The organism is Vibrio splendidus (assembly GCF_003345295.1).
GTDB classification, from domain to species: Bacteria; Pseudomonadota; Gammaproteobacteria; order Enterobacterales; family Vibrionaceae; genus Vibrio; species Vibrio splendidus_K.
Genome location: NZ_CP031056.1, coordinates 487,837 through 514,413, shown reverse-complemented (window position 1 = coordinate 514,413; position 26,577 = coordinate 487,837). Strand labels below are relative to the sequence as shown.

The following is a 26,577-nucleotide window of genomic DNA, read 5'->3' as shown; positions in this document are numbered from 1 at the left end:
CTTAAAACGCATACTTGGCGTTAACGGTGAAGTAGCGGCCAGGTTCTGTGGAGTAGATTTTATTGCTGTTCGCAATACCCGCAACGTCTTGGTATCGGATGTATTCTTTGCCGAATAGGTTCATCACATTGGCGCTGACATCCAAGCCAAAGTTCCAAGAGTAACTTACCCCCAAGTCAACACTCGCCCAGCCAGAGGTGGTCGCACAGTCAGTAACGATACCTAAATCATCTTCACATTGAGGGACGTTATCCATCGCTTGCGCCCAATTAACCTGCGCATAAGCAGATAAAGCGTTATCGTCATAAGTCACCTCGGCATTGCCTTCCCAAGGTGTTAGCGTACGAACTTTTTCCCCATCCTCATCTTCTCCATCAACGTAGCCGACTTTAGTACTCACACTCCAAAAATCGCTTAAACGGTGTGCGACAGAAGCCTCAATGCCATATGTCTCGACTCCACTTACGTTTTGATACTGCTTGTAGTAGTTACCTGTATTTGGATCCGGCACAAATGTGATCTGTTTAACGTCAATAAAATTATCGAACTTCTGATAGAAAACGGCCGCATATAGCTGTGTTTGTCCGTTATCAAACTTACTGCCGAATTCAAACGAATCACTGGTTTCAGCCTCTAGGTCCATATTAGGCACAATGACAAATGGGGTAATTGGGACAAAATCATGGTTCTGATAACCATAAATTTTGTCATAACCCGGTGCTCTAAAGCCGTGGTTGTACGAGAGGTATGCGTTGAGTGATTCTGTTAACTGATAACTCACCGATAAGCTAGGTGAGAACTCGCTAGAGCTTTGTTCCTTCACTTCGTAGCCATTGATCGTGCTCTGTGACTCAGGTTTCAACTGGTGTAAATCAAAACGGGCACCTGCAGTCACAGTCCAATGATCAATTTCAATCGCGTCACGAATAAAAGCAGCAAAGTTGTACGAGCGAGCCGGAGCAAAAGGCAAATCAGCGTTAAGTGATACTCCGTTCCAGTCTAAAACAGAGGATTGACTTGGACGCTCATGGAGGTTGGTTTCCATATTCACACCATAAGACAAGGTATGGCTCATGTTTTGATGTTGGAAAGCACTAATAAAATCGGCGTTTGCACCAAGAAGCTGATCCGTAAAACCACGAACATCAATCGTTCGGCGTAACTCGGAAACGTTGTTGTTGGTTCGAGACATCAAACGATTAGTGGTATCTTCATTAGTCATATCACGCCAATAAATCTTGGCATCTAATTCCTCAAACCAAGTATTGGCAGGTAGGTACTCAAACCCCGCATACGCAGAAAACGTCTCGGTATAAGACTGTTGGTCAAAATCTTCAGTGTCCCATTTTCCGTCTTTTTGGATCTTAGAGGATCCTTCTTTTCGACTTAGATTATCTTTGTAGTACTCAACATTACCTTTGAGCATCAAGGAATCACTTGACCAATAATTTAGAGTGTAACCACCACCGACGCCATCTATCTCCCGGTTATAAAGGTCCTCATCAAAGTTACGTGTTTCTTCACCTTCCCAATAAGAAAGGTTGACTAAGCTTTCGAATTTTCCTGAACGGAAAGCGAGGTTTGTCGCACCTTTGTATTTATTACTGATACCGGTATAGGTTGCAGAGACGTCGCTGTAGAAGTCTTTATCTCCGAGGTAATCTCCCGGCTTTTTCGTCCTAACCACCACAACGCCACCGATAGCGCCTGAACCGTAAACGGATGAACTCGCCCCTTTTATAACCTCAATACTTTCCAAGTTAGACATATCAAACGAGTTACGCCCTACCTTGTCATTGATATCGTTGGCACCAAAGCCATCAGCAGACTTTATTCCGTCTTTCACAATCAAAATCCGGTTACCTGTCATCCCACGGATCGTAATGTTTTGAGGTCGACCAGCTCCTCCAGAAACACTGACACCAGGCTCACTCTTTATTGCATCATAAAGCTCCGTTGCGCCTTTTTTTTCTAGCTCTTCACCTGTGATCACGGCTACTGAACCTGCTACTTCAGATAACGGTTGCTCTATTTTATTGGCTGTTACAATCACTTCTTCAAAGTGGTAAACCTCAGATTCGGCGTGCACGACGTTGGCAGCAAGTACGCTCAGTACTGCCGCTGATAGGGGGGAAAGCTTCATTTACTGCTCCGCTTTAATGTCTTTCAGGGTAAGTGATAAAAGGAATGCGTATTCAAACGCTTGTTGTGCTAAAGACTGTCGTCTGTCTGTCGAATGTCCTTGAGTAAAGTTTGTCGACAATAGATAGGGACCACTTCCAGTCGTTAGCTCGCTTAGTTTTGCGTAATACTTAGCCCCTTCCCAATAAGGTACGCGGCTGTCATTCAGGCCAACCTGAATCAATATTGGTGGGTAATTTTGTTCGCTAAGATTCAGATAAGGGTCATATTGCTGCATGACCTTCAATTCATCGGCAATGTTTGGATTGCCCCACTCACCGTACTGCTGAGCTGTTAGAGGTAATGCAGAATCAGACATGCTATTAACAACATCAACAAATGGCACTTTAAGGACAGCACCATCAAACAAGTCAGGAGCTTGATTTAAAGCGGCAGCAACAAGAGTGCCACCAGCACTTCCACCCATCGCATAAATAGGGCGCTTACCAAGATTGTATGCTGTCAAATCACGAGCAACTGCGATGAAATCCAAGATGGCATTTTCTTTTCTAATCCCCTTACCGGCTTGATACCAATACTCACCATAAAACCCGCCCCCACGAACATGTGCAATTGCATAAATAACACCTTCATCAAGTAAGCTAATAATTTGTGGCATGAAATAGGGCTTCATCGTCATGCCATAAGCCCCGTATCCATACAAAAACACTGGTGTGGTCTTAGTCAATTTGTCTTTGCGATAAGCCAAAGTGACTGGAATCGTTACCCCACCAAAATTCACCATAACTTGCTCGGTTTGATACGCTGATTTTTGATATTCCGGGTAATGATCCTGAGAGAAAGCCTCTCGTTTTAGAGTGTCAGTGTTCAACCGGTCCCACTTCGCAGGCTGAGTCAGAGACATGCTGCGAATGTGCAATTTGTTACTTTGGTAGTCGCCCACTTGGCTTACCCAAGCAACTTGGCCCACATCAGCCAATAACTGGCTTGAGCGATATCGGTTATCTTTGTCGAGAAAGTTTAGAGACTGAGACGCACCACTTTGGCTAACAACCACAGCACCAGACTCAAACAAATAGAAGTTACTGATTCTAGATTCGTCCGTTGGTTCAAAAACCGTTCGCCAGAGGTTGATATGTTTAGCCTGAGTAAGTGATGCAGAGTAAAAAGCAAAATCATTGCGATCGTGATTGCTTTTGGCAAACAACATAGAATCCGAAACATCAATGTAGTACTCCACCCCAGTTTTTCGTGGTAATAGTGGTTTGGATATTTCACCGTTATCAAGGTTTAACAAACGTTGCTCGCTGGAGTTTTCACTGTTTGCCTGAACGACAGCAAATTGCTTATCACTTGAAAGGTAATACGAAAGCAACCAAGCGGAGTCCGGCTCTTCCATTAACTGAATTGGTTTTAATTCATTTAAGAAGTATTTTGTTAGCGCATATGGTCTCGAAGTTTGTTGTTCAAGTTGAATCAAATACAGAGATTTACTGTCTTTCGACCATGCTAGCGAGCTGTCTACATTTTGAGCTACTGATGTAACTTGCTGAGTTTTAAGATCAACAACACTCACTCGAAACTGCTCAGTACCCGTAATATCTTCTGCTATCGCGAGCTTGGTTTTAGTTGAGTCTAATGCCCAACCACCTAACTGATAGTAATCATACTCGGCAGAACGAACATCAATATTAAGTAACTCGGTCAAATCCTCACTCCCAACTAATCGGGACAACAAGGCTCTTTTGCCCTTGTGATTTAGGATCGCATACTCGTAGCCATCGATTTCCTGCCATGGTTTATCGGCGCGTTCAGGGCGATTGTCTTGCCATTTCTGTTGTAGGGATTTGCTCAAATGATCAATACGTTCTTGGTATAGCTGAGTTTTATCATTCTGTTGGTTAAGATAATTGAGTACTTTACTTGCACTACGAGAATCATCTCTGAGCCAAGAGAACTGATCAGATGCGCTAACCGCTCCCGTCAGTAAGAGCGCAAAAGCTAACAACACACACGCTTTCATAAATACAACGAATCCATACGCTAATTTAATAAATTTCGCGTATACTGCACCCAAACGATAATGAGATCAATTATCATTTGCATGATTATGTGAGATTAATCACGAGAAGAGCATCAATTAATGATGGATTACTATTATAATCATGGAAGGAATTTATATTTAGATAAGCCTGATAAATCAGTCGATAGTGTTTAGTTCAATCAGAAAAATGACCATTTACAGAATAAGCAAACGTTTACTAAATTTGTTAAACAACTATCTCCACTAAGGCAATTTTGAAAACTTGAATAACGTCGTTAGATCAGCAAACCTTACTGACTATTCTCAGCAGCTCTGATTCTTTCAATCGCTTCTACCCTTCTAAGCTGTTGTGGCTGAAAATGAGCTTCTCTAAGCTGGGCAATCGTCTCTTTTTGTTCAATATCTGAGAGTGCAGAGTCATTCAAAATGTCACTTCGTTCAACAAAGTAGATTTCTAAAGCTCCTTCAAAGTCCGATCTTTGTTGATCAAGCGCTTCGAGCCGCTGCGCCGCTTCTTCGCCGACCAATTCATTTCTCTTCAAGTATTTGCCTTGTTCGTCTAGACCTTCAGAACTGGATAGCTGGGGGAGTAATACCTGATTCTGATGGCTCGTTTGAACGTAATCTGGCTGCTCAGATAGATAAGACTCAAGCCTTTGCTGATATTCTGATTCGTCTAACCCTTCTTGTTTCAGAAGTAACTTTTCTAAAGCGATTTCCCTCATTCTGTTGTCATGGGTAAATAGAATACTTATCTCGCTCTCACTGAAAAATTGAGATTGGAGATCGAGCAACGCTTGATTCAGTGCGCGTAGGTCCTCAGCGGATATTGATGTGGTGTCAAATTGCACGTCTAATGTTGTCAGTGCCGACTTGTACTCAAGATACTTGGCAAACAGTGCTTCATCGACAATCGTAACTTGTGATTGCTCGTGGTGTTTTGCCACATTGTCACGGATATCTTCAAGGGTTAATTCGGTATTACCTGACACGAAATATTCCATCATGTCTTTGGCTGATGCATTATCAATTTCGGTATCTTGTTGAGAGGTAACCTTCAATGAGGAGGCGTTCTGTTGTTTGTTGTTTGAATTTAGATTGTCTGTTTTTGCAGGCACATATAAAAAGACCGCCGCTGTGCTCATCAGGGCTATCGTGGTTATCGACAAAATGGCGGTCTTTTTCATTATATTTTCCTTATGCTCTTAACTTTGGGCAGTGCGACTTACAGGCCAGCCAATTTCAATCGATTCGCGTGTTGGCGATATAGTGTCACGGGATCGGTCTCAAAGAGATGATGGATACCCAACAACCCATTAATCTCGTCTAGGTGGTTCATTTTGTAATCATCACCAATCACTTTGCCCAAATGAGCGCTACATGCTCCCACTAACCCATCATTAGGTTCGTTAAAGGCTAAACCAAGTATTGTCATCGCTCCGTCGGTAGGATCAAGAATGTTGGTAAAAGTGGAAGATCCTGTCCATGAATAGTAATAAACACCGTTGTTTGCTTGCCATTCACCATCACCACACGCAGACGTCGGAACGCCTTCAGGGTAAAACTGATTGAATGCAAGCGAACCTTCAGTGGTCAACGCTTCAAGAGATGCAAGGCCATCTTGGTCAAGATCCGTTCCACCAGATAACAGGTTGATGAGCGTCGTCAATCCACCAGCCAACTTAACCGCAATACCTTCCGCAGCTGAGCCTTCTGATACGCTTCCACGCACGAGGTCGGCAACTTTAGATCCTTTATGTACGCCACCAATGCTTGTCACCGAAGCAACCAGATCAGGACGAACTGATGCTACATAGCGTGCTGTCGGTCCGCCGTGGCTGTGACCGACAAGATTAACCTTACTAGCCCCTGTCGCGGCTAACAGTGTTTCAACTTGAGCTAGCAATTGCTCGCCACGCACTTCAGAGCTGTTGGTCGCTGATACCTGAGCGACATAGACACTGGCACCATCTTTGGTTAGGGATTCAGGTACGCCATAGAAGTAGTCGACACCCGCTAATGTATCGAAACCAAACAAACCATGTACCAACATAATGGGATATTTCGTTTCCGTGTATCCGCTGGCTTCTAACGCCGATGCGCTCGTTCCGGCATAGACACCAAAACTGGATAGACAGGCTATCGTCCAAATTAATATCTTTTTCAATGCTCTTTCCTTAAACAGATTAGACCTCTGATGAGTAAAAGAACCGTAGTTGATGATTTTATAAAACTAAAAAGAGTGACTCGATATTTGTGATATTGAACTTGAATTAAACAGTTGTGATGAACATTAGATAAATAGAATTAGACCAGATTCCCACACCATAAATTATTGATTAAATTAACATTTAACGAAAATTAATGACGCTAAAACTTCAATTATCTTGACCAAAGATAAGCCCGACATTCACAAAAACGGCTCACCTCTTTTAGATCTACGACGACAAACTGGCGAGTCGTAGCTCTCAGAAATCGAATATTAAATGATAAATCTCTCGCTTCAAGTTGATTGTTTTTCAATCAAAAGTCGTTGGAAAGTTGATACTTATACCAATTATGGAACGCCAACAACCTGAATGTATTGACGGTAATTATTGATTTTCGATATAGGTCGTACCAGTTATTTACTTATCCAGTTATCAATAAACTATAGGCAACAAACAATAGGTAACAAGCAATAGACAACAAACAATAGGCAACAAGAAATAGACAACAAGCAACAACGTTTTGTTTGGCTCACTAAATACAAAAGAGAATACAGTGATGAAAAATACGGCTTTAATACTCGCGTTAACCATACCATTTGGGGCTTATGCTGCTGATGACTCGATACCGACACCAGAATCGATGACATCCGCACAAGTGCTCAGTACACAAGGTTCTGAGACCTATTCTTATGTTCGATGTTGGTATCGAACCGATGCATCGCACGACTCTGCAGCCACCGACTGGAAGTGGGCGAAAAAAGAAAACGGCGACGATTACACGATCAACGGATATTGGTGGTCTTCTGTTTCTTTCAAGAACATGTTCTACAGTGATACCCCACAGTCTGAAATCAAACAGCGTTGCGAACAGACTCTCGGCATCCAACATGACGCCGCTGACATTACCTACTTTGCCGCAGACAACCGCTTCTCTTACAATCACTCCATCTGGACCAACGATAACGTTGTGCAAGCCAATACCATTAATCGCATTGTCACTTTTGGTGATAGCCTCTCTGACACTGGGAACCTATTTAATGGCTCTCAATGGGTTTTCCCAAATGCAAACTCATGGTTTCTAGGGCACTTTTCAAACGGTTTGGTTTGGACCGAATATTTAGCAAAAGCCAAAGACGTTCCTCTTTATAACTGGGCCGTCGGTGGCGCAGCAGGTACCAATCAATACGTGGCACTGACTGGCGTCTATGATCAAGTCACCTCTTACCTAACTTACATGAAAGTCGCTAAAAACTACCGCCCAGAAAACTCACTATTTACTCTAGAATTTGGTCTCAATGACTTTATGAATTACGACCGAGAAGTCGCCGATGTTAAAGCTGATTTCGGCAGCGCTCTAATCCGATTAACGGAATCTGGTGCGAGTAATATCTTGCTGTTCACATTGCCCGATGCGACCAAAGCGCCGCAATTCAAATACTCGACGGAGCAAGAGATCATTAAAGTTCATGGCAAGATCTTAGAGTTCAACCAATTCATCAAGGCGCAGGCCGAGTATTACCAGAGCCAGGGGAAAAACGTGGTGTTATTCGATGCAAGTGCGTTGTTCGCCAGCATTACTGATAACCCAGAACAACATGGTTTTCGAAACGCGAGTGACGCCTGTCTTGATCTCAATAGAAGCTCAGCCGCAGACTATTTACGAAGCCACAGCTTGACTAATGATTGCGCGACCTATGGTTCAGACAGTTATGTATTCTGGGGCGTGACACACCCAACTACGGCTACTCACAAATACATCGCAGATCATATCTTGGCGTACTCGTTCTCGACGTTTAATTTTTAGGGAGGAAACTCTCATCAAGTATCGTTAGGTATCATCTGTAAGTGCCTGAACTTAAAGTTTAGACAAAGTACAGATACAAAAAAACCGCCATCATCGGCGGTTTTTTATTTGCATCAACCTTTCAAAGCTAAGCTTTTAGGTCACGCAAGTTGATTACTCGTCGTCCACTTTTGGTGCAACTTTCTTCTTAGGGATAAACACGGTATCACCCACAGCCACATTTTGGTGGAAGCTCTTATCACGCTTAACTGGTTTCTTCGGCGTTTTCTTAACTTGAGTGTTGGTCTTCTTCTTCGCAGGTCCGCCTTTAGCAAAAGCAGGTTTACGAGGCTTAATGCCTTTGAATTTACCTTTCAAGCCTTCAAGTACTGAGAAAGTAAGATCTTGTTGAAGGTAAAGCTCAACACGCTTAAAGCTATCCCAGTCTTTTGGACCAACCAAAGAGATTGCATCACCTTTGTTACCCGCACGACCAGTACGACCAACACGGTGCACGTACTCTTCTGTATGCTTAGGCATATCAAAGTTGATAACGTGGCTTACGTTTGGAATATCGATACCACGTGAAGCAACATCGGTTGTTACCAAAATCTTGTAAACCGCACGCTCGAACTGACTCATGATAGCATTACGTTGCGTTTGGTTTAGGTTGCCGCTCAATGCCACAGCTTTAAGCTTCTTCTCGTTCAACTTATCCGTTAAACGGTCAGTATCGGCGCGAGTTGCAGTGAAGATCATCACCTGACGGTATTCAGCTTCTTCAATCACACGATCCAAGATCGCTTCTTTATGATCGAGATGGTCACACAGGTAGAACTTCTGAGTGATATCAAGGTGCTGTTCGTTAGATACACCAACAGAGATGCGCTTAGGTGCGTCTAGCATTTCATTTGCAATGCCATTCACTTCCGCGTGATCAAGCGTCGCAGAGAACATCAACGTTTGACGACGACGGTGTTTAGCTGCATTCGCAATACGACGCAATTCAGGTGCGAAACCTAAATCCAGCATACGGTCAGCTTCATCAAGGATTAGCGTTTCAACACCATCTAAAAATAGTGAGCGGTGCTCAAGGTGATCGGCCAGACGACCTGGAGTCGCAACAATAAAACGAGGGTACTTACGCAGGGCTTTAACTTGGTCGTTAAAGTTTTCACCACCCAAGATAAGTGTGGCTTCGTAAGACAGACCGCCAAGCATGCTACGCAGCTCGCCGTAAACTTGTTTCGCTAGCTCACGAGTAGGAGCCAAAATTACACCACGAGGATCTTTAGCAGAAAACGCTTTTGTTTTTAATGCCTTATGTATCATCGGCAACACAAACGCCAATGTTTTGCCTGATCCCGTTTTTGATGAAGCCAATAGATCCTTACCAGCAATAGCAACAGGGATCGCTTTTGATTGGATCTCTGTCGCCTTCTTGAAGTCGTAATGTTTTAAGTTCTTCAGTAAGCGGTTATCTAAGCCTAAATCTTTAAAGTGCAAAGGACTCTCCAGTCATGATGGTATTGAATAAAATTAATTTAACGTGACATGATACCGCGAAAGTACTTTATAAGGATAGAGATCACAGTAAATTTATCCCTTTATCTAATGTTAGCCAGAATATTGTATGCACCGCGAACAAAGGGGTGACTCACCTTTGTACTGCATTATTGCCGCGCCACACACTTCATCTCAAAAGTGAGACAGATTGTGATACCTAGCTAATTACCTCAAAAATTTAGCAATTTCTTTAGTTATTGTTTTTGCAGTTAAAAAATTAGTCGCTACAATCATTAATGAAGCGACTATATGATAAAGAATGTATAGCGCATCTTTTGATGATAAATAAGCAAGGAGTTCTTATGAATAAGACGTTAATCGCAGCTGCAGCCTCAGTATTTATTTTAGCTGGTTGTTCTTCAGAGCCTGAAGAAGCAGCGGTATCAGAAATGGACCAACTAACTAACCAAGTTGCTGAGCTAAGCAGCGAAGTAGAAGCACTTAAGAGTGACAAAGCGGCTGCTGAAATGAAAGCTCAAGAAGCATCAGCTGCGGCTATGGCAGCAAAAGAAGAAGCGGATCGTGCTAACGACCGTATCGACAACATTGCTGAGTCTTACACTAAGTAATTGAGATAGAAGCTCAATGAAGCTGTAGATTTCAAAAGACGTATATACATGCAGTAAATTGACAACACCACCTCTTTTCGAGGTGGTGTTTTTTATTGAGAGAGGAATGATTCGTTTTTAAAACTCAATCACAGGCGGTGCTATTTCAACAGGCACACCATTTTGAGCAAAGATCACCGCTTTCGCCTTTGAATTAGGCAAATCTGCATCTTCAAGCCACCATTTTAATTCAACAGGGATTTGCAGTAATTTCTTAGAGCCATCACTTCGCGTCAAAGGTTCGTGAGCTTCAACAAACACGCTTCTGTCGGGCTCTAGAGACACTTTAATCGGCTCATCGATTATTGTGACTTGTTCACCACGACTCACCTGTTCAAAAAGCCACTCAATATCTTTTGGTTCCATACGGATACACCCAGAGCTGACTCGCAAGCCAATCCCAAAGTCTTTATTGGTCCCGTGTATCAGATAATCACCAGCACCATAAGCAAGTCGCAACGCATATTCACCTAAAGGATTTTCAGGCCCAGCAGGAACCACTCTTGGTAACTCTATACCTTTCTCTAAGTACTCTTTGCGAATTGAGTTTGGAGGAGTCCAAGTGGGGTTTGGACGTTTTTGGCTTATCTTTGTGATCATCTCGGGAGTATCACGCCCTACTCGACCAATCCCGACGGGGAATACATGCACCTGATTCTTCTCAGGCTCAAAGTAGTACAGCCTCAGCTCAGCAAGGTTAATCACAATGCCTTTTCTCGGAGTGTCCGGCAGAATCAAACGGCTTGGAATGCTTAACACATAGCCCTCAGCAGGAAGAAAAGGATCGACCCCTTTATTTGCTGCCATCAAAGAGAGAAAGCCAATATCGTATTGCTTTGCAATGATCGCCAAGGTTTCACCCGCCGCAACTTCGTGTTGCTGTATTCTGCCCACGATACGGCTTTCTGTTGGTGGCAACTCAAAAGTTGCAGCAGACACCCACGACGAAGTCATCGCGCCAGCAAGCAAAATGATTACCCGAGCAAGTAAAGCAGTTCTCACAGCAAACAAAGTCGTTCTAGCAGTAATCAATATGGACTTAACAGCAATCAATGTGGATTTAACAGCGACCAACGCTAGCTTATGTAACCTTGTTTTCGTCTGTAACTGTGTTTTCATCGAGTGCGAAGGCGTCGAGTTAGCGCAATACGACATACAATTCCTTGGTTTGTCTCTTTATCAAAGTTTAGATTATCGCTGATCAAACGTCTCTACAACGTATTGTTGCCTCCAAGGCAATATGCAACAGATTTATATTTCGAGCTTTATCTTTAAATATCGTGCAATTTACCCATACAAAATCGATTGCCTTTACGCTTTCAACATATTTGGTTATCAATATTAATAAAACTATAATGGCAAAGCGGTTTTGTGACTAAAGTCTCATGGAGCCTCGTTTTAACTCGCTAATATTGCCTCAACAAAACGAATTCAATTCAACAGAATCGGTAATTGATTAAATCCTGTTCCTATCATTACCGTTTAAACTTTGGAGAACGACCATGGCTACACCTCATATTAATGCTCAAGCTGGTGATTTCGCAGAAACAGTACTTATGCCGGGCGACCCGCTTCGCGCAAAATACATTGCAGAAACATTCCTTGATGACGTGAAGCAAGTTTGTGACGTTCGCAACATGTTTGGTTACACAGGCACTTACAAAGGTAAGAAAGTTTCTGTAATGGGCCACGGTATGGGTATCCCATCATGCTGCATCTACGTACACGAGCTTATCGCTGAATACGGCGTGAAAAACGTTATTCGCGTAGGTAGCTGTGGTGCGGTACGTGACGACGTTAAACTAATGGACGTTGTTATCGGTATGGGTGCTTCTACTGACTCAAAAGTAAACCGCATTCGTTTCAACAATCACGACTTCGCTGCAATCGCTGATTTCGGTCTTCTAGAAGAAGCTGTAAACCAAGCACGCGCACAAGAAGTTCCAGTTAAAGTTGGTAACGTATTCTCTGCAGACCTTTTCTACACTCCAGAAGCTGACCTTTTCGAAAAAATGGAAAAGCTAGGCATCCTTGGTGTTGATATGGAAGCAGCTGGTATCTACGGTGTTGCTGCGGATCTTGGTGCTAAAGCCCTAACTATCCTAACAGTGTCTGACCACATCATCCGTGGCGAGAAATTAAGCTCTGAAGATCGTCAAAAATCTTTCAACGACATGATGAAAGTTGCTCTAGAGACTGCAATCAACATCTAACAGTTTGATAAAGATACATTGAAAAGCGTTACCTCGCAGCCGAGTTCACTTGGCTGCTCAAATAATCCCGAGGGGGAGATCGTGTCTAACGACAAGCTGCCAAAAGATGCGGATGGTTTGCAACTCAACTTTTGTAAAACATTGGCGTGTGACAACTTTGGCTTGAGCGATGCAAAACGGTATGTTTTGCAACACGCGAACCCTAAGCGTCCAGCGATGGTTTGTCGTGAATGTGGAGCTTTCCCCCCCTTACTTAACAATCGTGAAGTGTTAAGCGAACTTCATCGCCTGCGACAACTTCACAGCGATGGCCTTCCTGCTTGCCGCAATGATGATTGCGATAACTTTGGCCTATCGGTTCATACCCACAAACATCTTTACCATGCCTTCGGCTACAGTGGCGACAGGCAGCGTTATCGATGTAAAGACTGCCAGTCAACTTTCGTTGACAAGTGGTCTGGATCCAATAAAAAACTTCAGTTTCAAGAAAACCTCATGGGCTTATTGTTCATGGGTTATTCCGTACGTGAAATCTGCAGAAAACTTGAGATCAACCCAAAGACTTTCTATGATCATGTTGACCACATCGCGAGCCGTTGCCGTCGTAAATTAGCGATGATCGATGCACGATGGGTTAATCATGCCAAAGATTATCAATTCGCTTCTCACTATCAACGTCTGCAACCGCAAAGCAACAATGGTGTGGTTTGGATAGCAACGGGTGAGGCGCATTCTGGCTATATCCTTTGCCAACACGTCAACTATTCTCAAAATGAAGAGCCTTCAGGGAATGTTGACCACAATCCTTACGATGATGTTGCGCGTTTTGTATCCAAAGATCACTCATCAGAAGCGAACCTCGAACAACCTCAGCCATCTGACAAGTTGAAAGAGCGTATTGAACAGCAGTACCAAGTGATTCTAGCGAGAGGTAACGTTGAGGATCCTATGGGTAACCTCACCACATTTAGCTACCCTTCGAAAGGTGCGCTGATTCGACCGCCTTATACCTCCTATGCTCACTTCTTACATGTGCTTGATATGTGTAATGAAGACAAGCATGTTGCTATCTATATGCCACAAGATCCATTACTAAGGTCTGCCGCTTTAAGTGTATGTTTGCCGCGCATTCAGAGTCAAAATATTGACCTTATGTATGTAGAGGAAGATCCTGGCTGGCAAGACGATCAAAGTTTCGAAAAGATCGACATCGTTCACATGAGCTGGTGGCGCGATCGTTGGGCTATCGCAAATCAAGGTGATAATCAGAAAGGTATTTGCTACCTGACGGGTAACAATCCAGAACCAAAACAGTGGTTTAACACTGCCTCAATTCAGCAAACCAAGTTCTATCAACAACGCTTCCAGCTGTTATTTGATAGCTTCATTAATGAGCCCAGACGTAAGCTTCGTCCTGGGGGCATTCTTCCATTACTCGACATATTCAGAGCTTGGCACAATCTGTGCTACCAAGATAAGCAAGGGCTCACGGCAGCGCAGCGCTTAGGTGTAGCAGAGCAGCCATTGACCTTAAAGCAACTACTTTCATAGACACGTATCAGCTAGATAATTATTCGGGAACTCATTGATTTTAAAGCAACAACATGAGGTAACACCCATAATTAGAAAAGATACATGTTCCTTTGACGCTCTAAGAAAGATAATTGGTGCTTATCTCAAATCACACACTTATAATGATTGTGTTATCAATATGTTCGATAATTATGGATCTAAGTCTTGGACAAAAACCAGTACCTTCTTGAAACAGAACTAGAACAACTCAAAACTCGTGTCGACTCTGAGCCATCGGTGATCCTTGAGATTGCTCAACAGTGCCTAGTCCGATCGGAGCAAGTTCTGTTTGAAGAGGGTGCTATCCAGTCGTTGATGTTAATGGCAAGGTGTAGCTGGAACCTGATGGATTACCAAAAAGGTTTGAAGTACATCAAGGAAGCCTACAAGCGCCAGAACCGATTAGATACCGACCTTTTCCTCCCTGAAATCCTCCATTTACACGCGCTCCAGTACTGGGGACAAGCCAAGTATTACTCCGCCCAACAGTTCTGGATCAATGCCTTAGAGCAATCTGCACTGGTTGATGAAGTCGAGATTCAAATTGAATGTCTCATTGGGCTTGGCAACATTTGGCGAATGACTCATGAATATAAGCTTGCACGTTCTACCCATCAGCTTGCCGTTAAAGTGGCTAACAACAGCCGCATTGGTTGGCTAGAGGGCAAAGCAAGAATACTGCTCGCTTGGGATTACTACCTGCTTAACAACTATGTTGAAATGCTGTCGGTACTCGACGGTGCAGAAGAAGCGTTAAAAGAGCATAAAGATAACACTTGGCATGCCGAAGTATGGGACTTTCGAGGCCTTGCTCTGCTTGGGCTTGAACGTCTAGATGATGCAGAGCGCGCGACAGCCAAAGCGCACAATCTAGCCGTAGAACACAACCTCGTTTGGATGAAAGCGCACTCTTACATCAGTCGAGCTCGATTGGAGCTCCTGAGAAAAAGACCAGAACATGCGGCAGAATTACTGAAACTCGCTGAACACTCTGCAAATGAATTCGATAATGGTGAGTTGCTTAGCCAAATTTGTTACCAACAATCCTTGGTTGCCGAAGAAAACCAAGATTTCAAAGCTGCGTTGGTCGCCTTTAAAAAATACCGTCAATATTCCATCGGTATGCTTAAAGAGCAAACTAATCGTGTCGGTTTAGACAAAGCGCGCAGTTCAAAACGCCAGCTTGAACAGAGAGCACGAAAGCTGATTAATCGTATTCGTGGCCAGCATGAATACGATCCTGAAAAGCACCTCTCTTATGTCGTCTCTGAAACCTTTTGGTGGGAGAAGCTGGTCCTATTTAAGACAGAACTTAAGCGTTCGAACCACAGCATCATTATGTTCCATCATGTCGATACCGATTACTTAGATGTCTGTACCGAGATTGCTCATACCTTGTGTAATCAAAACGACTTCATCGCTAGGCTGAGTTCAGAGCGTGTTGCTATGATGCTTTCAGAGAAAGGCGAAGCCGCAGAACAAACCTTCCAAACTCTCAGCACCATGCTAGAAATATATCCATGGCATAGAAAAGGATTAAAAGGTTCGAGACCTACCGTCAGCCTCAATGATATTTTGACGTTCCCGTTCACTCTTGAACAATTAGAAGAAGACGATGCTGAGGTAATAGAATAATGGAAACCCTATTACGCAAAATCACAGATGCTGGTTTAGACCCTTCATCGGTATCGGGTGAAGAAGCGATCATATTCTGGAACCACATTCGCCAGCACGTTTCGACCACGCAAACAGAACAAGCGCACTGCTATATAATCAGCTCTGAGTACCGTGCCGAGTTGCAACAAAATCAAACCAGTATTGAAGAACTCAGGCTTGCACTCGACCTACTCCACCTTCCTGTAGATATCGAAGACATTCTCACAGTAAAGACCAGCCTAAGTGACCGCTTAGTTGAAATTGGTGATTACACGTCAGCACTGAATGAATTCGTCAGTTCATCGACAATCGCGGTTGAACATGGCCATATCGATGAATATGTATTAGCAATTTTAGGCATGGGGAACCTGTGTGATGCCTATGGCGATCACAACAGAGCTCTTCGCTATTACCAAAAAATCAGCAGTATAGACCACGCGATTAGCAGTCGCTCACTTCGCCTCAAATTCAAGCTGCATATGGTAGCAAGCCTACTTCTGCTCAACCGCATTACCGCGGCCAGCGATTTACTAAATGAGTGCGAAGAACTCAGTATTTTAGTAAGTGACAAGCTGCTCACTGCTCAGATATTGCTTTACCAGGCGAAAGTGCTTCGTGCTAAGAAGAAATACCATGAAGCCTTACGTTGCCTATCAAAAGTTCAATACCCAGCCAACAGCACTCAAGCAAGTTGGCTCGCAACCATGACTCGTCTCGAGTTAGCACATTGCCTAAGTGCAACCGGAAAGCAAGACTATGCGAGCATGATTTTGTCGAGCACAGACAAACGTGTAAAAGCCTACTCATCGCCAGTGCTTGCAAAGCGTTTCTATGACTCTTTGAGTGACGTATGTATGAATCAGGGCCGTTTTCAAGAAGCTCTGAGCTATGAGAAAAAAGGTTACCGAATTGAAACGGATCTGATGAAGCAGATCCCGATCAGCGAACTCGGTGCAAGCCAACTACGCCGCCTATCGCGTTTTGAGTTACAACTCAAACTCATTCTCTCTGAGCAAGAAAATAGAGAACTCAAAGAGACGACTGAACAACACAAGAATACAGTTGCTCAACTACAACAAGATGTTTTCACCGACCCACTGACCGGGTTACACAACCGTCGATGGTTAGATGTGAAACTAAAAGACCTGTTGCTTCACGAAGCACCTTTCGCCTTGATGGTTGTTGATATCGACCACTTTAAGTCTATCAATGATGAACTCAGCCACTTAGTGGGTGATAAAGCGATTGTCAGCGTTTCTCAAGAGCTGCGCTCATACTTTAAGTTTAGAGGCGCGTCATGTGTCAGGTTTGGCGGAGAAGAGTTCCTAGTCATCCTTGAGAACACTGACCTTGCGAAAGCAGAAATGCACTCTGAAAATTATCGAGAGCGCATCTTCCAATTCGGATGGCATGAAATACTCGGAGAACGCGGTTTAACCGTGAGTATCGGTATCACTTTACATCGCGACGGAGAAAATACTCAGCGTACCTTCTACCGTGCCGATAAAGCGCTATACCGAGCTAAAGCCAATGGCCGTAATCAAGTGTGTACAGAATAGTGCCACGTAGGTCTGTAGGTCTGTAGGTCTGTAGGTCTGTAGGTAAGCCTGCATCTTATTGATAAAAGAACAGAGATATTCCAGCAAGGGCAGCAAGCGTCCCTATGACGCTTTGCTTTGACACCTTCTCCCCTTTAATCGCATAAATCACCAAAATAAAGACCGGACTGGTCGCAATCAATGTTTGTGCAATCGCAGGGTTCGCATTCTTCAATGCAACTTGCTGAAGCCACAATGCCAAAAAGGTTCCGACAAAGATTGCCCCTAATAACCAAAGTTTATCGAACTTGGTCATTTCCCATAAATCTCTTTTTATCGATGAATACGGCTTCTTTTCAACAAAAGGGATAATCAGCATTACGGCAAACACGCCAATCGTCAGGCGAATCAAAGCACCTAACAATGGTGGGATATCACCCGCCACTAACGCGTAATGAGAAATCACCACACCGGATGCCTGACAAACACTCGCCACAAGCCCATAACCAATGCCACCCCACTGCGCTTTGTCTTTAGAATCACCGCTCGCCGATTGTGATGGCTGGAAGACGACAAAGATCACCGCTAGTGTTGTAATCACGACACCGAGCCAACTTTGTACTGTCAATACAGCGCCAAGGAACATTAATGCCAGCACACCAGAAAGAGGCGGTGCTAAAGATTCCAGTAACAGCGTCTTATTGGCACCGATTCTTTTCAACGCCGCAAAATAGGCGCTGTCTCCAATCGCAATGCCAATCACACCTGAAATTGCCAATATCAGAAAATGGTTGGTACTCAATTCAAATTCAGGCATAGGTATTAACGGCATGACCAACAGCATCATGCCAGAGGCTACAACACCCTTAACAATGTTCAATTGCATCGCAGAGAAGCGATGTCCAAATTGCCCATAGATCCATGTCGCACATGCCCACACAATTGCAGCGCCAATGGCCGCCAATTCACCTATATACATCCGTATTTATCCCTTGTGGTTATGCACGTCATTTAAAATCGTAGCTGTCATCATTTCAGCTGAAATACCAACCAGAAAGCCGAAATAGCCTCTTCAAACGCGATGAGATTTTATAAGATTCATCCATGCTTTTATTCGCATTAGAAGCGACAACACATTATTTTCAACTCGGTAAATCATTTTTATAACAATTACTTGGATGATAGCGTAGTATATTTATAACTAATATCTAACATTACAAGGATCTGTTATGTTTTTAGACTACTTTGCGCTCGGCTTACTTATTTTCGTAGCATTAGTCATCTTTTACGGCATCATCGTTATTCACGATATTCCTTACGAAATAGCGAAAGAACGCAATCATCCTCATCAAGATGCTATTCATGTTTCAGGCTGGGTTAGCCTATTCACTTTGCACACAATTTGGCCGTTCCTATGGATTTGGGCGACACTATGGCGCAAAGATCGTGGCTGGGGCTTTGCTAAATTAGAAGAAGAACAACACGACATTCATCATCGTGTTGATATTTTAATCGATCAGGTTAGCACGCTTCAGGAAGAAATTGCTCAACTCAAACAAGCCGATTCAGTGAAAGAGAATCAAGCTAAAGATCAGAATAACGCACAAGATCAGGAGGCTAAGTAATGGATTTACTGCTGATAATGACCTACGCGGCGCTTTGTATCACCATTTTCAAGGTGTTCAATATCCCGCTAAATAAGTGGACAGTACCCACTGCCGTACTTGGAGGTGTGATCATAGTAGGTACCCTAATTCTACTAATGAACTACAACCATCCATTTACGCAAATCGGTAACCAAGTTTACTCAACAACGCCAGTCGTTTCAGGCGTTAGGGGTAAAGTTATCGAAGTGCCTGTAGAAGCAAACAAACCTCTGAAGCAAGGGGATATTCTTTTCAAAATCGACCCAGTTCCATTCGAAGCTGAAGTCGCAAGGTTAGAAGCCAAGGTAAAAGAAGCAAGCCAAGGTGCGCTTGGAATGGAATCTGAAGTGGCTGAAGCAGAGGCTGCAAAAATCAAAGCCATCGCAGAAAGAGATAAAGCCCAACGTGAGTTTTCTCGTTACAAGCGCGGTTACGACAGTGGCGCTTTTACCGAGCAGCAATTGGATACTCGCAGACAAGCTTACAAAGCATCGGAAGCGGCCGTGAAAGTTGCAGATGCAAACCTAGAACAAACAAAGATCGCCTTGAACTCTGAAATAGGTGGCGAGAATACAGCGGTTTTAAGCTTATTAGCTGAATTACGTAAAGCTCAGTTTGATTTAGAACAAACCGTGGTTCGCGCTCCCACTGACGGATACGTTACGCAACTAGCATTACGCCCAGGTGTAATGGCAGTACCACTTCCTTTAGCTCCCGTGATGACATTTGTTCACACAGAAGAACAGTTCTATACCGCTGCATTTAGACAAAACTCGCTACAGCGCCTACAACCAGGTTATAAAGCTGAGTTCCTATTTAGAGCATTGCCAGGAAAAGTATTTAAAGGACGTATTGATGAAGTGATTCCAGCTATTGGTGAGAGCCAATTCCAAGCTAGAGGCGCGCTTCTAGGTACTGACGCATTGCGCACCAGTGGTCGTGTGTTTGTTAAATTGAGCATCACTGATGATCTGTCTGACTACCATTTACCTATGGGTACTGCAGTCGAGGTTGCCGTTTATTCTGACAGCTTCACTCATGTGTCTATCATGCGTAAGGTCCTTATTCGCATGAAGAGTTGGCAAAACTATCTATATCTAGACCACTAACTATACCTAGACCACAAAATGGTCGTAGATATACGATGAACCCACTTAACACATTGTTAATATGAATCAAAAAGCCAGACCCGTTCTGGCTTTTTTGTTGCTTGATTAACCGTAAAAGTGGGCTTTTTACATGATATTTGAGTGTTCGGATGGAATTTTAGACATCTAGACACTTACCTTCCCTTATGGAAGGGTTCTACTGTATAATGCGCGCCTTATTTTTTATATTTGCCCAAAAAACGTTCTCATTGAGACACATATTAATAATGGCGAATATTCATTCTTTATCATGCTTTATCTTTCAGTATTCGAGGTTATCTATGAACTTTTCAGCTAAAACAGTGGTCGTTATCGCCATTGGCGCGGCACTGTACGGCATTGGTGGTTTACCTATGTTTGGTGTCCCAGTGTTTGCTAACACGACATTGAAACCAGCAATGGCAGTCTTAGCACTATTTTCTGTTTTGTTCGGCCCTATCGTTGGCTTTTTGGTTGGCTTTATTGGTCACTGGGTAACGGATTTATTTGCTGGTTGGGGCGTATGGTTAACTTGGGTATTAGGCTCAGGTATCGTAGGTATGGTTATCGGCTTGTTCCCTATGATGACTAAGAACCGTCTTCAACAAGGCGAACTGCCAATGAAAGATTTTGTATTGTTCGTGGTACTTGCCCTTGCAGGTAACGTTGTAGGCTACGGCTGTTCCGCGTTCCTAGACACTATCCTATACGCAGAACCGTTTACTAAAGTCTTCACTCAACTGTCTATCATCGCAGCGGGTAATACCGTTCTGATCGCTGTTGTGGGCTTCCTGATCCTAAAATCAGTCGCTAAACGCAACAAACAAAGCCGCAACCTGACTGAGGCATAAGCGCCAATGACTATAGAATTTTCGAACTTCTCTTTTAGATATGAGTCGCTGGATAAACCGACGCTAAAAAATATCAATCTAAGGATAGAGAAAGGAGAGAAAATCGTCATTATTGGACCAAGCGGAAGCGGTAAATCTACCCTAGGTCAATGCCTCAATGGCCTAATACCTCATGCAATTAAAGGTGAGGTAACTGGCTCTTTAGAGATCAACGGCAAGAATATCTCTGAATTTTCGATGCACGACTATACCGAGCAGGTAGGCACAGTATTGCAAGATACTGACAGCCAATTTGTGGGTTTAAGCATCGGCGAAGATATCGCATTCGCATTAGAAAACCAGTTGATGTCGAACATTGACATGTACCCGTTAGTTAAGTCGACTGCAAAAATGGTTGACCTAGCGGACATGCTTGAGCGCTCGCCACACGATCTTTCAGGTGGTCAAAAGCAGCGAGTATCGCTAGCCGGCATCTTAGTTGATGACGTTGATATCTTGCTGTTTGATGAGCCTTTAGCCAGTCTTGACCCTAAGACCGGCAAGGCGACCATCGAGATCATCGACCAACTGCATAAAGAAACCAACAAGACTATCGTGATTATCGAGCATCGCCTTGAGGATGTCCTACATCGTGATATCGATCGAGTGATCTTAATGGAGCGCGGTGAAATCGTCGCGGATATGACTCCCGATGAAATTTTAGCGTCTAAGTTACTTGATACGCACGGTATTCGTGAGCCTCTTTACTTATCTGCGCTTAAAGCGGCGAAAGCCCCACTAACCTGCGAAGATAAGCTGTCAAACCTCAAAGCTTTGGATTACAAAAGGTTCCGCCCAGCAGTTCAAGCTTGGTTTGCTGACCGCCCTGCCCCAGCTGCAGAAAAGCAGTATCAACCTTTACTCGAAGTTCATGGTCTGACTTATTCTTACGATGGCGAGAAGAACGCACTCGAAGATGTGAGCTTCAAGATTGGCAAAGGCGAGTTTGTTTCGATTCTGGGCAAGAACGGTTCGGGTAAATCTACCATCACCAAACTCATCATGGGTGTGATCGATGCCGATTCAGGCTCTTCCTATCTAAATGGTGAAGACTTATCTGAGCTTTCTATCTTCGAAAGAAGCCAAAAGGTCGGTGTAGTAATGCAGAACCCAAATCATATGATCTCGCATCATATGATTTTTGACGAGATTGCTTTTGGTCTTCGTAACCGTGGCGTTGCAGAGGATGAGGCCAAAGAAAAAGTTGAGAACGTTCTTGAGCTGTGTGGACTGAGTAAGTTCCGTCACTGGCCTATCGAAGCTTTGAGCTACGGTCAGAAAAAGCGTGTAACCATTGCTTCTATCTTAGTGTTGGAACCTGAACTCCTCATCTTAGATGAGCCAACTGCAGGCCAAGATTACCGAAACTACACGTCAATGTTGGCGTTTATCCAAAAGCTTAACCGTGATTTGGGTATTACTGTAGTGATCATCTCACACGACATGCATCTCGTTCTAGAGTACACCACACGTTCGATCGTAATCGCAGACAGCAAGCTTATTGCCAATGCCGCCATGACGGAAGTGTTTAGTCAGCCATCGCTTCTAGAACGTGCAAACCTCTGTACCACTAGTATTTATGAACTCGCGACTATGATGAAAATCGACGATACCAATGCGTTTATGCAGTACTTCATCGACTACGAGAGAAGTTCTCTATGAACGCATCAAAAGTAAAATTCGGCATCAACTACATTGATACCAAATCCCCTCTGCACGCATTAAATGGCATCACGAAATTTGCACTCTTCCTAGCTTGGGTAACCGTGGTATTGACTACGTTCGACCTGAGATTGATTACGCTGCTTATTATGACTGGTTTATACCTATTAAAGCTCACCAATGTGCCTATACGCGTGTATAAACCTTTGTTATTAGGTACGGCGAGCGTCTTAAGTCTAAATGCTTTATTCATGTTCCTGCTTGCTCCGCAGCAAGGCACTGAGCTCATCGGTAGCGAAACTGTATTACTGACATTACCGGGTAACTACTCGTTGAGCCAGGAGACTCTATTTTACTTAGTCACGGTGACGCTCAAGTACATGAGTATGTTTCCGATAGCGTTAATATTCGTCTTCACTACGCACCCGACTGAGTTTGCCGCAAGCCTCAACCGTATCGGCGTTCCGTACAAGATCGCCTATGCGGTAAGCTTAACGCTGCGTTACTTGCCAGAGGTTAAGAAGGACTTCATCAATATCATGCATGCTCAGCAAGCTCGTGGTGTAGAACTCTCGAAGAAAGCGCCCCTAATAACTCGAATCAAAAATGTGGCTAAGGTTCTAGGGCCGCTCATTTTCTCTAGCTTAGACCGCGCAGACGAGATCTCTAACGCAATGACGTTACGAGGCTTTGGCCGACACAAGGCACGTACTTGGTATAGCTATGCGCCTTTGAAACGTATCGACTTTGTTTGTTTGAGTGTCATTGCTTTTATTGTGGTGTTGGCCATAGCGAAACGCATTCTTGAACCTGAATTGTTTTGGTATCCATTCTAAATTTTCATTTACCACATACAAACAACGACTTAAAATTACACACCGCTCAATAGGGCGGTGTTTTTATGTGTGCCAAGATCTGATTAACAATTGAACCAATAACTCAATACTGACTATTTTTGACGATAAACTGACCGTTTACTTACGTCTTTGGTTTGAAATCTAATTTAGAAACTCTTAATATACACGCTTACAGAATGCTACACTCAATAGAGATTTGTAATGGCTCGAATTACTCAAGTACAGAAACTAGAAAATCAAAAGCACTACGATGAGATCGTACTAAACCTTTTTCTGGCTGAAGGACATGAAGCACTAACTTATGCAAGGATTGCTCAAGAAATTGGCATTAGTTTGACGACGCTTCAGGGCTATTATCCATCGACCCGCGCTATCCGATCAGCGTTACACCAACACATGCTATCAATTGTTATAGAGAATCTAGAGTTCTCATCGGAAGAAGTATTCATTCAATCTTGGCAAAACGCTCTAGATAATGATCAATTTCGATTCGTGATCAAATTGATGTTTTTCCATGCCTCCCAGGTCAAGAGCCCTGAACAGTTTAACATCAGTTCAGATGGTCAATTCCGCGAGATAATGTTTAATAGCTTTGGGCTTGATACCGTTCGAATCCTTGAGACTGTCGTAGGACGTTCAATGTTCTATCTCACAAACTTCAAGCAGCATTAAACCAAGCGTTAGAAATACAAAAATGGGAGCCTTTCGGCTCCCATTTTCTTTTTAGTTATCGCTTACTTCAACTTATAGACCTAATTTAGCTTGTAAAAAACGGTCGATAACGGTGGTAAACGCAGCTCAATCGATGTGTCTAAACCTTCGCTTTCTACTTGTTCAACCTCAGCAACCGGCTTCACTTCAAAGCCACTGCCTGCATAATCCGCAGAGTCTGTATTCAATAACAAAGAGTACTGACCTTGTGCTGGAACACCTAAGCGGAAGTGCTCATGAGGAACGGGTGTAAAGTTAGAAACCACCAATACACGCTCGCCTGATTCACTGATACGCTCATGAGCTAAGATACTCGCTTCAGCTGAATCCTGTAGACGCCATTCAAAACCTTTCGGGTCGAAATCAAGATCATGCATTGCAGCTTCAGAACGGTACAGATTGTTCAAATCTTTCGTTAAGCGCTGAACACCTTGATGACGTTCATAATCTAGCAAGAACCATTGCAGTTGATCATCGTGGTTCCATTCCGCCGTCTGACCAAATTCAGCACCCATGAAGTTCAGCTTCTTACCCGGCTGCGCGTACATGTAACCCATGTAAGCACGTAGATTTGCCGTTTGCTGCCACTCATCACCAGGCATTTTTTCGTGGATAGATCCTTTACCATAAACCACCTCATCGTGAGATAGAGACAATACATAGTTCTCACTGTGTGCATAAACCAATGGGAAGGTAATTGTATCGTGGTGATATTTACGATTGATTGGATCTTCTTGGATGTAAGACAAACTATCGTGCATCCAACCCATGTTCCACTTAAAGCCGAAGCCTAAGCCGCCCATAAAGGTTGGGGCTGAAACACCAGGGAAAGCCGTTGATTCTTCAGCAATCGTCATCGCATTCGGGAAGTGCTTGTACACTTCTTCGTTCATCCACTTAAGGGTTGCGATAGCATCGTAGTTTTCGTTGCCGCCGTCTGCATTCGGAATCCATTGATCATGGCTACGCGAATAATCGAGGTACAACATCGAAGCAACCGCATCAACACGAATGCCGTCGATATGGAATTGTTCAAACCAGTACAGTGCGTTTGCAACCAAGAAACGGCGCACATGCTCTTTGCCTAAATCGTAAATGTACGAATTCCAATCTTGGTGCCAACCACGACGTGGATCTGGATCATGGAACAAAGGTGTTCCATCAAAGTTGGCTAAGCCGTGATCATCACTAGGGAAGTGTGCTGGAACCCAATCCAGAACAACACCCAGACCAGCTTGGTGACATTGATCGACGAAGAATTTGAAGTCATCTGGAGAGCCAAAACGACTCGTTGGAGCGAACAAGCCTATTGGCTGATAGCCCCAAGAACCGTAAAACGGATGCTCTGAAACCGGCATCAACTCTACATGCGTGTAACCCAAGTCCGTTAAATATGGGATCAATTCAGCAGCAAGTTCACGGTAGTTTAAGAATTCCCCTTCAGCGTTACGCTTCCAAGAACCAGCGTGCAGTTCATAGAACGAAAGTGCTTCTTTACGCTTTTGCGTTACTGGGCGATTCTGCCACTGAGTATCTTGCCACTCGTAACGAGCGTGATCGTAAGTCACAGAAGAAAATGAAGGGTATTGCTCAGAGTAAAAACCCCATGGGTCAGCTTTGTGTGGTAAGCCTTCGCCATCAGGTCCTTTTAATTCAAACTTGTATTGAGCGCCTTCTTCCAGTTCAGGAATGAATAGGCCCCACATGCCATAATCTAAGCGTTGCATTGGATGACGACGACCATCCCAAGCGTTGAAGTTACCCACTAAGCTTGCCGCTGTTGCATGCGGTGCATACACCAAGAAACGCGTACCTGAAATCGTCTGTCCATCACGCTCTAGCGTAATAAACTGAGCCCCCATGTGATGATACATATCTTTAGGTGTATGGAGATCTTCATAACTCGCGTACAGATCGTGGTACTGATATGGATCATCGATGATCTGCTCGACTCCAGCCCAATCAACCGCGAGCTTGTAGTGAGTAAAACGTAAATCTCTCTCTTGCTTAAGAATGAAACCACTTTCACCCTCTCGCGCTAACTCAATACGAGGTTCCTTTCCAACAATCAACTCGACTTTATTTGCCCCAGGAATCCACACACGTAATGCACCTTGCTCAGAAGGTAGGTATGGCCCTAAAAACGCAAATGGGTCAGTGAAACAAGCCTGTGATAGTTGGGTATATATTTGTTTTTGCTTTGAAATAGAACTTAGTTCCAAAACGCTTCTCCCTAACCAAACATCCAAAAAATATAATACAAAAATGCCCGCTATTAGTGCGGGCAATATAACGACGGTTTATTCTACCAGATGAGCATTCATTATTGAGTGACCGAGGTTGTAGTTTCGT

General features: G+C 43.7%; 20 protein-coding genes. 12 read left to right on the top strand and 8 right to left on the bottom strand.

What is annotated here, in order from left to right; genetic code table 11:
* Position 1: 1 nt before the first annotated feature.
* The 4 genes from DUN60_RS18085 to DUN60_RS18070 all read right to left on the bottom strand — a co-directional run bounded on the left by DUN60_RS18085 (position 2) and on the right by DUN60_RS18070 (position 6,353).
* Positions 2-2,143, bottom strand: coding sequence for a TonB-dependent hemoglobin/transferrin/lactoferrin family receptor (locus tag DUN60_RS18085; RefSeq protein ID WP_065206716.1), 2,142 nt, complete (start codon positions 2,141-2,143; stop codon positions 2-4).
* Positions 2,144-4,165 (bottom strand): prolyl oligopeptidase family serine peptidase, encoded by a 2,022-nt coding sequence (locus DUN60_RS18080; RefSeq protein ID WP_114634734.1) that lies wholly within the window; start codon positions 4,163-4,165, stop codon positions 2,144-2,146.
* A 311-nt stretch (positions 4,166-4,476) separates the two neighbouring features.
* Positions 4,477-5,373, bottom strand: a complete 897-nt coding sequence (locus DUN60_RS18075; RefSeq protein WP_065206714.1) for a lipase secretion chaperone — start codon at positions 5,371-5,373, stop codon at positions 4,477-4,479.
* A 38-nt stretch (positions 5,374-5,411) separates the two neighbouring features.
* Complete coding sequence (locus tag DUN60_RS18070) at positions 5,412-6,353, bottom strand: lipase family alpha/beta hydrolase (RefSeq protein WP_065206713.1); 942 nt, start codon at positions 6,351-6,353, stop codon at positions 5,412-5,414.
* Positions 6,354-6,952: 599 nt separating this feature from the next.
* On the opposite strand from DUN60_RS18070, the gene DUN60_RS18065 reads away from it, so the two are divergent.
* A complete protein-coding gene (locus DUN60_RS18065) occupies positions 6,953-8,200 on the top strand; it encodes an SGNH/GDSL hydrolase family protein (protein ID WP_065206712.1) in 1,248 nt (415 codons plus the stop codon).
* A 153-nt stretch (positions 8,201-8,353) separates the two neighbouring features.
* On the opposite strand, the gene DUN60_RS18060 is transcribed toward DUN60_RS18065, so the two are convergent.
* Positions 8,354-9,685 carry a DEAD/DEAH box helicase gene (locus DUN60_RS18060; protein WP_017104563.1) on the bottom strand — a complete coding sequence of 444 codons (1,332 nt, stop codon included), beginning with the start codon at positions 9,683-9,685 and terminating at the stop codon, positions 8,354-8,356.
* A gap of 362 nt (positions 9,686-10,047) precedes the next feature.
* On the opposite strand from DUN60_RS18060, the gene DUN60_RS18055 reads away from it, so the two are divergent.
* On the top strand, positions 10,048-10,314 hold the full coding sequence (locus DUN60_RS18055) for an Lpp/OprI family alanine-zipper lipoprotein (protein ID WP_004732066.1): 267 nt from the start codon (positions 10,048-10,050) through the stop codon (positions 10,312-10,314).
* Positions 10,315-10,431: 117 nt separating this feature from the next.
* On the opposite strand, the gene DUN60_RS18050 is transcribed toward DUN60_RS18055, so the two are convergent.
* The gene (locus DUN60_RS18050; RefSeq protein ID WP_114634733.1) at positions 10,432-11,508 is read right to left on the bottom strand and encodes a L,D-transpeptidase family protein; all 1,077 of its coding nucleotides are present in this window, start codon (positions 11,506-11,508) and stop codon (positions 10,432-10,434) included.
* Between the two features lie 347 nt (positions 11,509-11,855).
* Between DUN60_RS18050 and deoD the strand changes: the two genes are divergently transcribed.
* From deoD to DUN60_RS18030, 4 genes are all read left to right on the top strand, one after another.
* The gene (deoD, locus tag DUN60_RS18045; RefSeq protein ID WP_004732072.1) at positions 11,856-12,566 is read left to right on the top strand and encodes a purine-nucleoside phosphorylase; all 711 of its coding nucleotides are present in this window, start codon (positions 11,856-11,858) and stop codon (positions 12,564-12,566) included.
* Between the two features lie 81 nt (positions 12,567-12,647).
* Positions 12,648-14,117, top strand: coding sequence for a lactate dehydrogenase (locus DUN60_RS18040; RefSeq protein ID WP_029222154.1), 1,470 nt, complete (start codon positions 12,648-12,650; stop codon positions 14,115-14,117).
* 186 nt (positions 14,118-14,303) lie between these two features.
* Entirely contained in the window at positions 14,304-15,773 is a 1,470-nt protein-coding gene (locus DUN60_RS18035; RefSeq protein ID WP_017090319.1) for a hypothetical protein, read from the top strand.
* A complete protein-coding gene (locus DUN60_RS18030; protein ID WP_017081835.1) occupies positions 15,773-17,353 on the top strand; it encodes a GGDEF domain-containing protein in 1,581 nt (526 codons plus the stop codon). The genes DUN60_RS18035 and DUN60_RS18030 overlap by 1 nt, the downstream gene beginning before the upstream one ends.
* 55 nt (positions 17,354-17,408) lie before the next feature.
* On the opposite strand, the gene DUN60_RS18025 is transcribed toward DUN60_RS18030, so the two are convergent.
* Positions 17,409-18,311 carry a DMT family transporter gene (locus DUN60_RS18025; protein ID WP_114634732.1) on the bottom strand — a complete coding sequence of 301 codons (903 nt, stop codon included), beginning with the start codon at positions 18,309-18,311 and terminating at the stop codon, positions 17,409-17,411.
* A gap of 250 nt (positions 18,312-18,561) precedes the next feature.
* On the opposite strand from DUN60_RS18025, the gene DUN60_RS18020 reads away from it, so the two are divergent.
* From DUN60_RS18020 to DUN60_RS17995, 6 genes are all read left to right on the top strand, one after another.
* Entirely contained in the window at positions 18,562-18,957 is a 396-nt protein-coding gene (locus DUN60_RS18020) for a DUF3302 domain-containing protein (protein ID WP_065206708.1), read from the top strand.
* On the top strand, positions 18,957-20,087 hold the full coding sequence (locus tag DUN60_RS18015; protein ID WP_114634729.1) for an HlyD family secretion protein: 1,131 nt from the start codon (positions 18,957-18,959) through the stop codon (positions 20,085-20,087). The genes DUN60_RS18020 and DUN60_RS18015 overlap by 1 nt, the downstream gene beginning before the upstream one ends.
* Before the next feature lie 320 nt (positions 20,088-20,407).
* Positions 20,408-20,956, top strand: coding sequence for an ECF-type riboflavin transporter substrate-binding protein (locus DUN60_RS18010; RefSeq protein ID WP_048609818.1), 549 nt, complete (start codon positions 20,408-20,410; stop codon positions 20,954-20,956).
* Between the two features lie 6 nt (positions 20,957-20,962).
* Complete coding sequence (locus DUN60_RS18005) at positions 20,963-22,657, top strand: ABC transporter ATP-binding protein (protein ID WP_114634664.1); 1,695 nt, start codon at positions 20,963-20,965, stop codon at positions 22,655-22,657.
* Complete coding sequence (locus DUN60_RS18000; RefSeq protein WP_017086560.1) at positions 22,654-23,493, top strand: energy-coupling factor transporter transmembrane component T family protein; 840 nt, start codon at positions 22,654-22,656, stop codon at positions 23,491-23,493. The genes DUN60_RS18005 and DUN60_RS18000 overlap by 4 nt, the downstream gene beginning before the upstream one ends.
* Before the next feature lie 222 nt (positions 23,494-23,715).
* Positions 23,716-24,186, top strand: coding sequence for a TetR/AcrR family transcriptional regulator (locus DUN60_RS17995; protein WP_004732091.1), 471 nt, complete (start codon positions 23,716-23,718; stop codon positions 24,184-24,186).
* Positions 24,187-24,266: 80 nt separating this feature from the next.
* Here the strand turns inward: DUN60_RS17995 and glgB are convergent, their stop codons facing one another.
* Positions 24,267-26,447 carry a 1,4-alpha-glucan branching protein GlgB gene (gene glgB, locus DUN60_RS17990; protein ID WP_114634662.1) on the bottom strand — a complete coding sequence of 727 codons (2,181 nt, stop codon included), beginning with the start codon at positions 26,445-26,447 and terminating at the stop codon, positions 24,267-24,269.
* Positions 26,448-26,577: the final 130 nt, after the last annotated feature.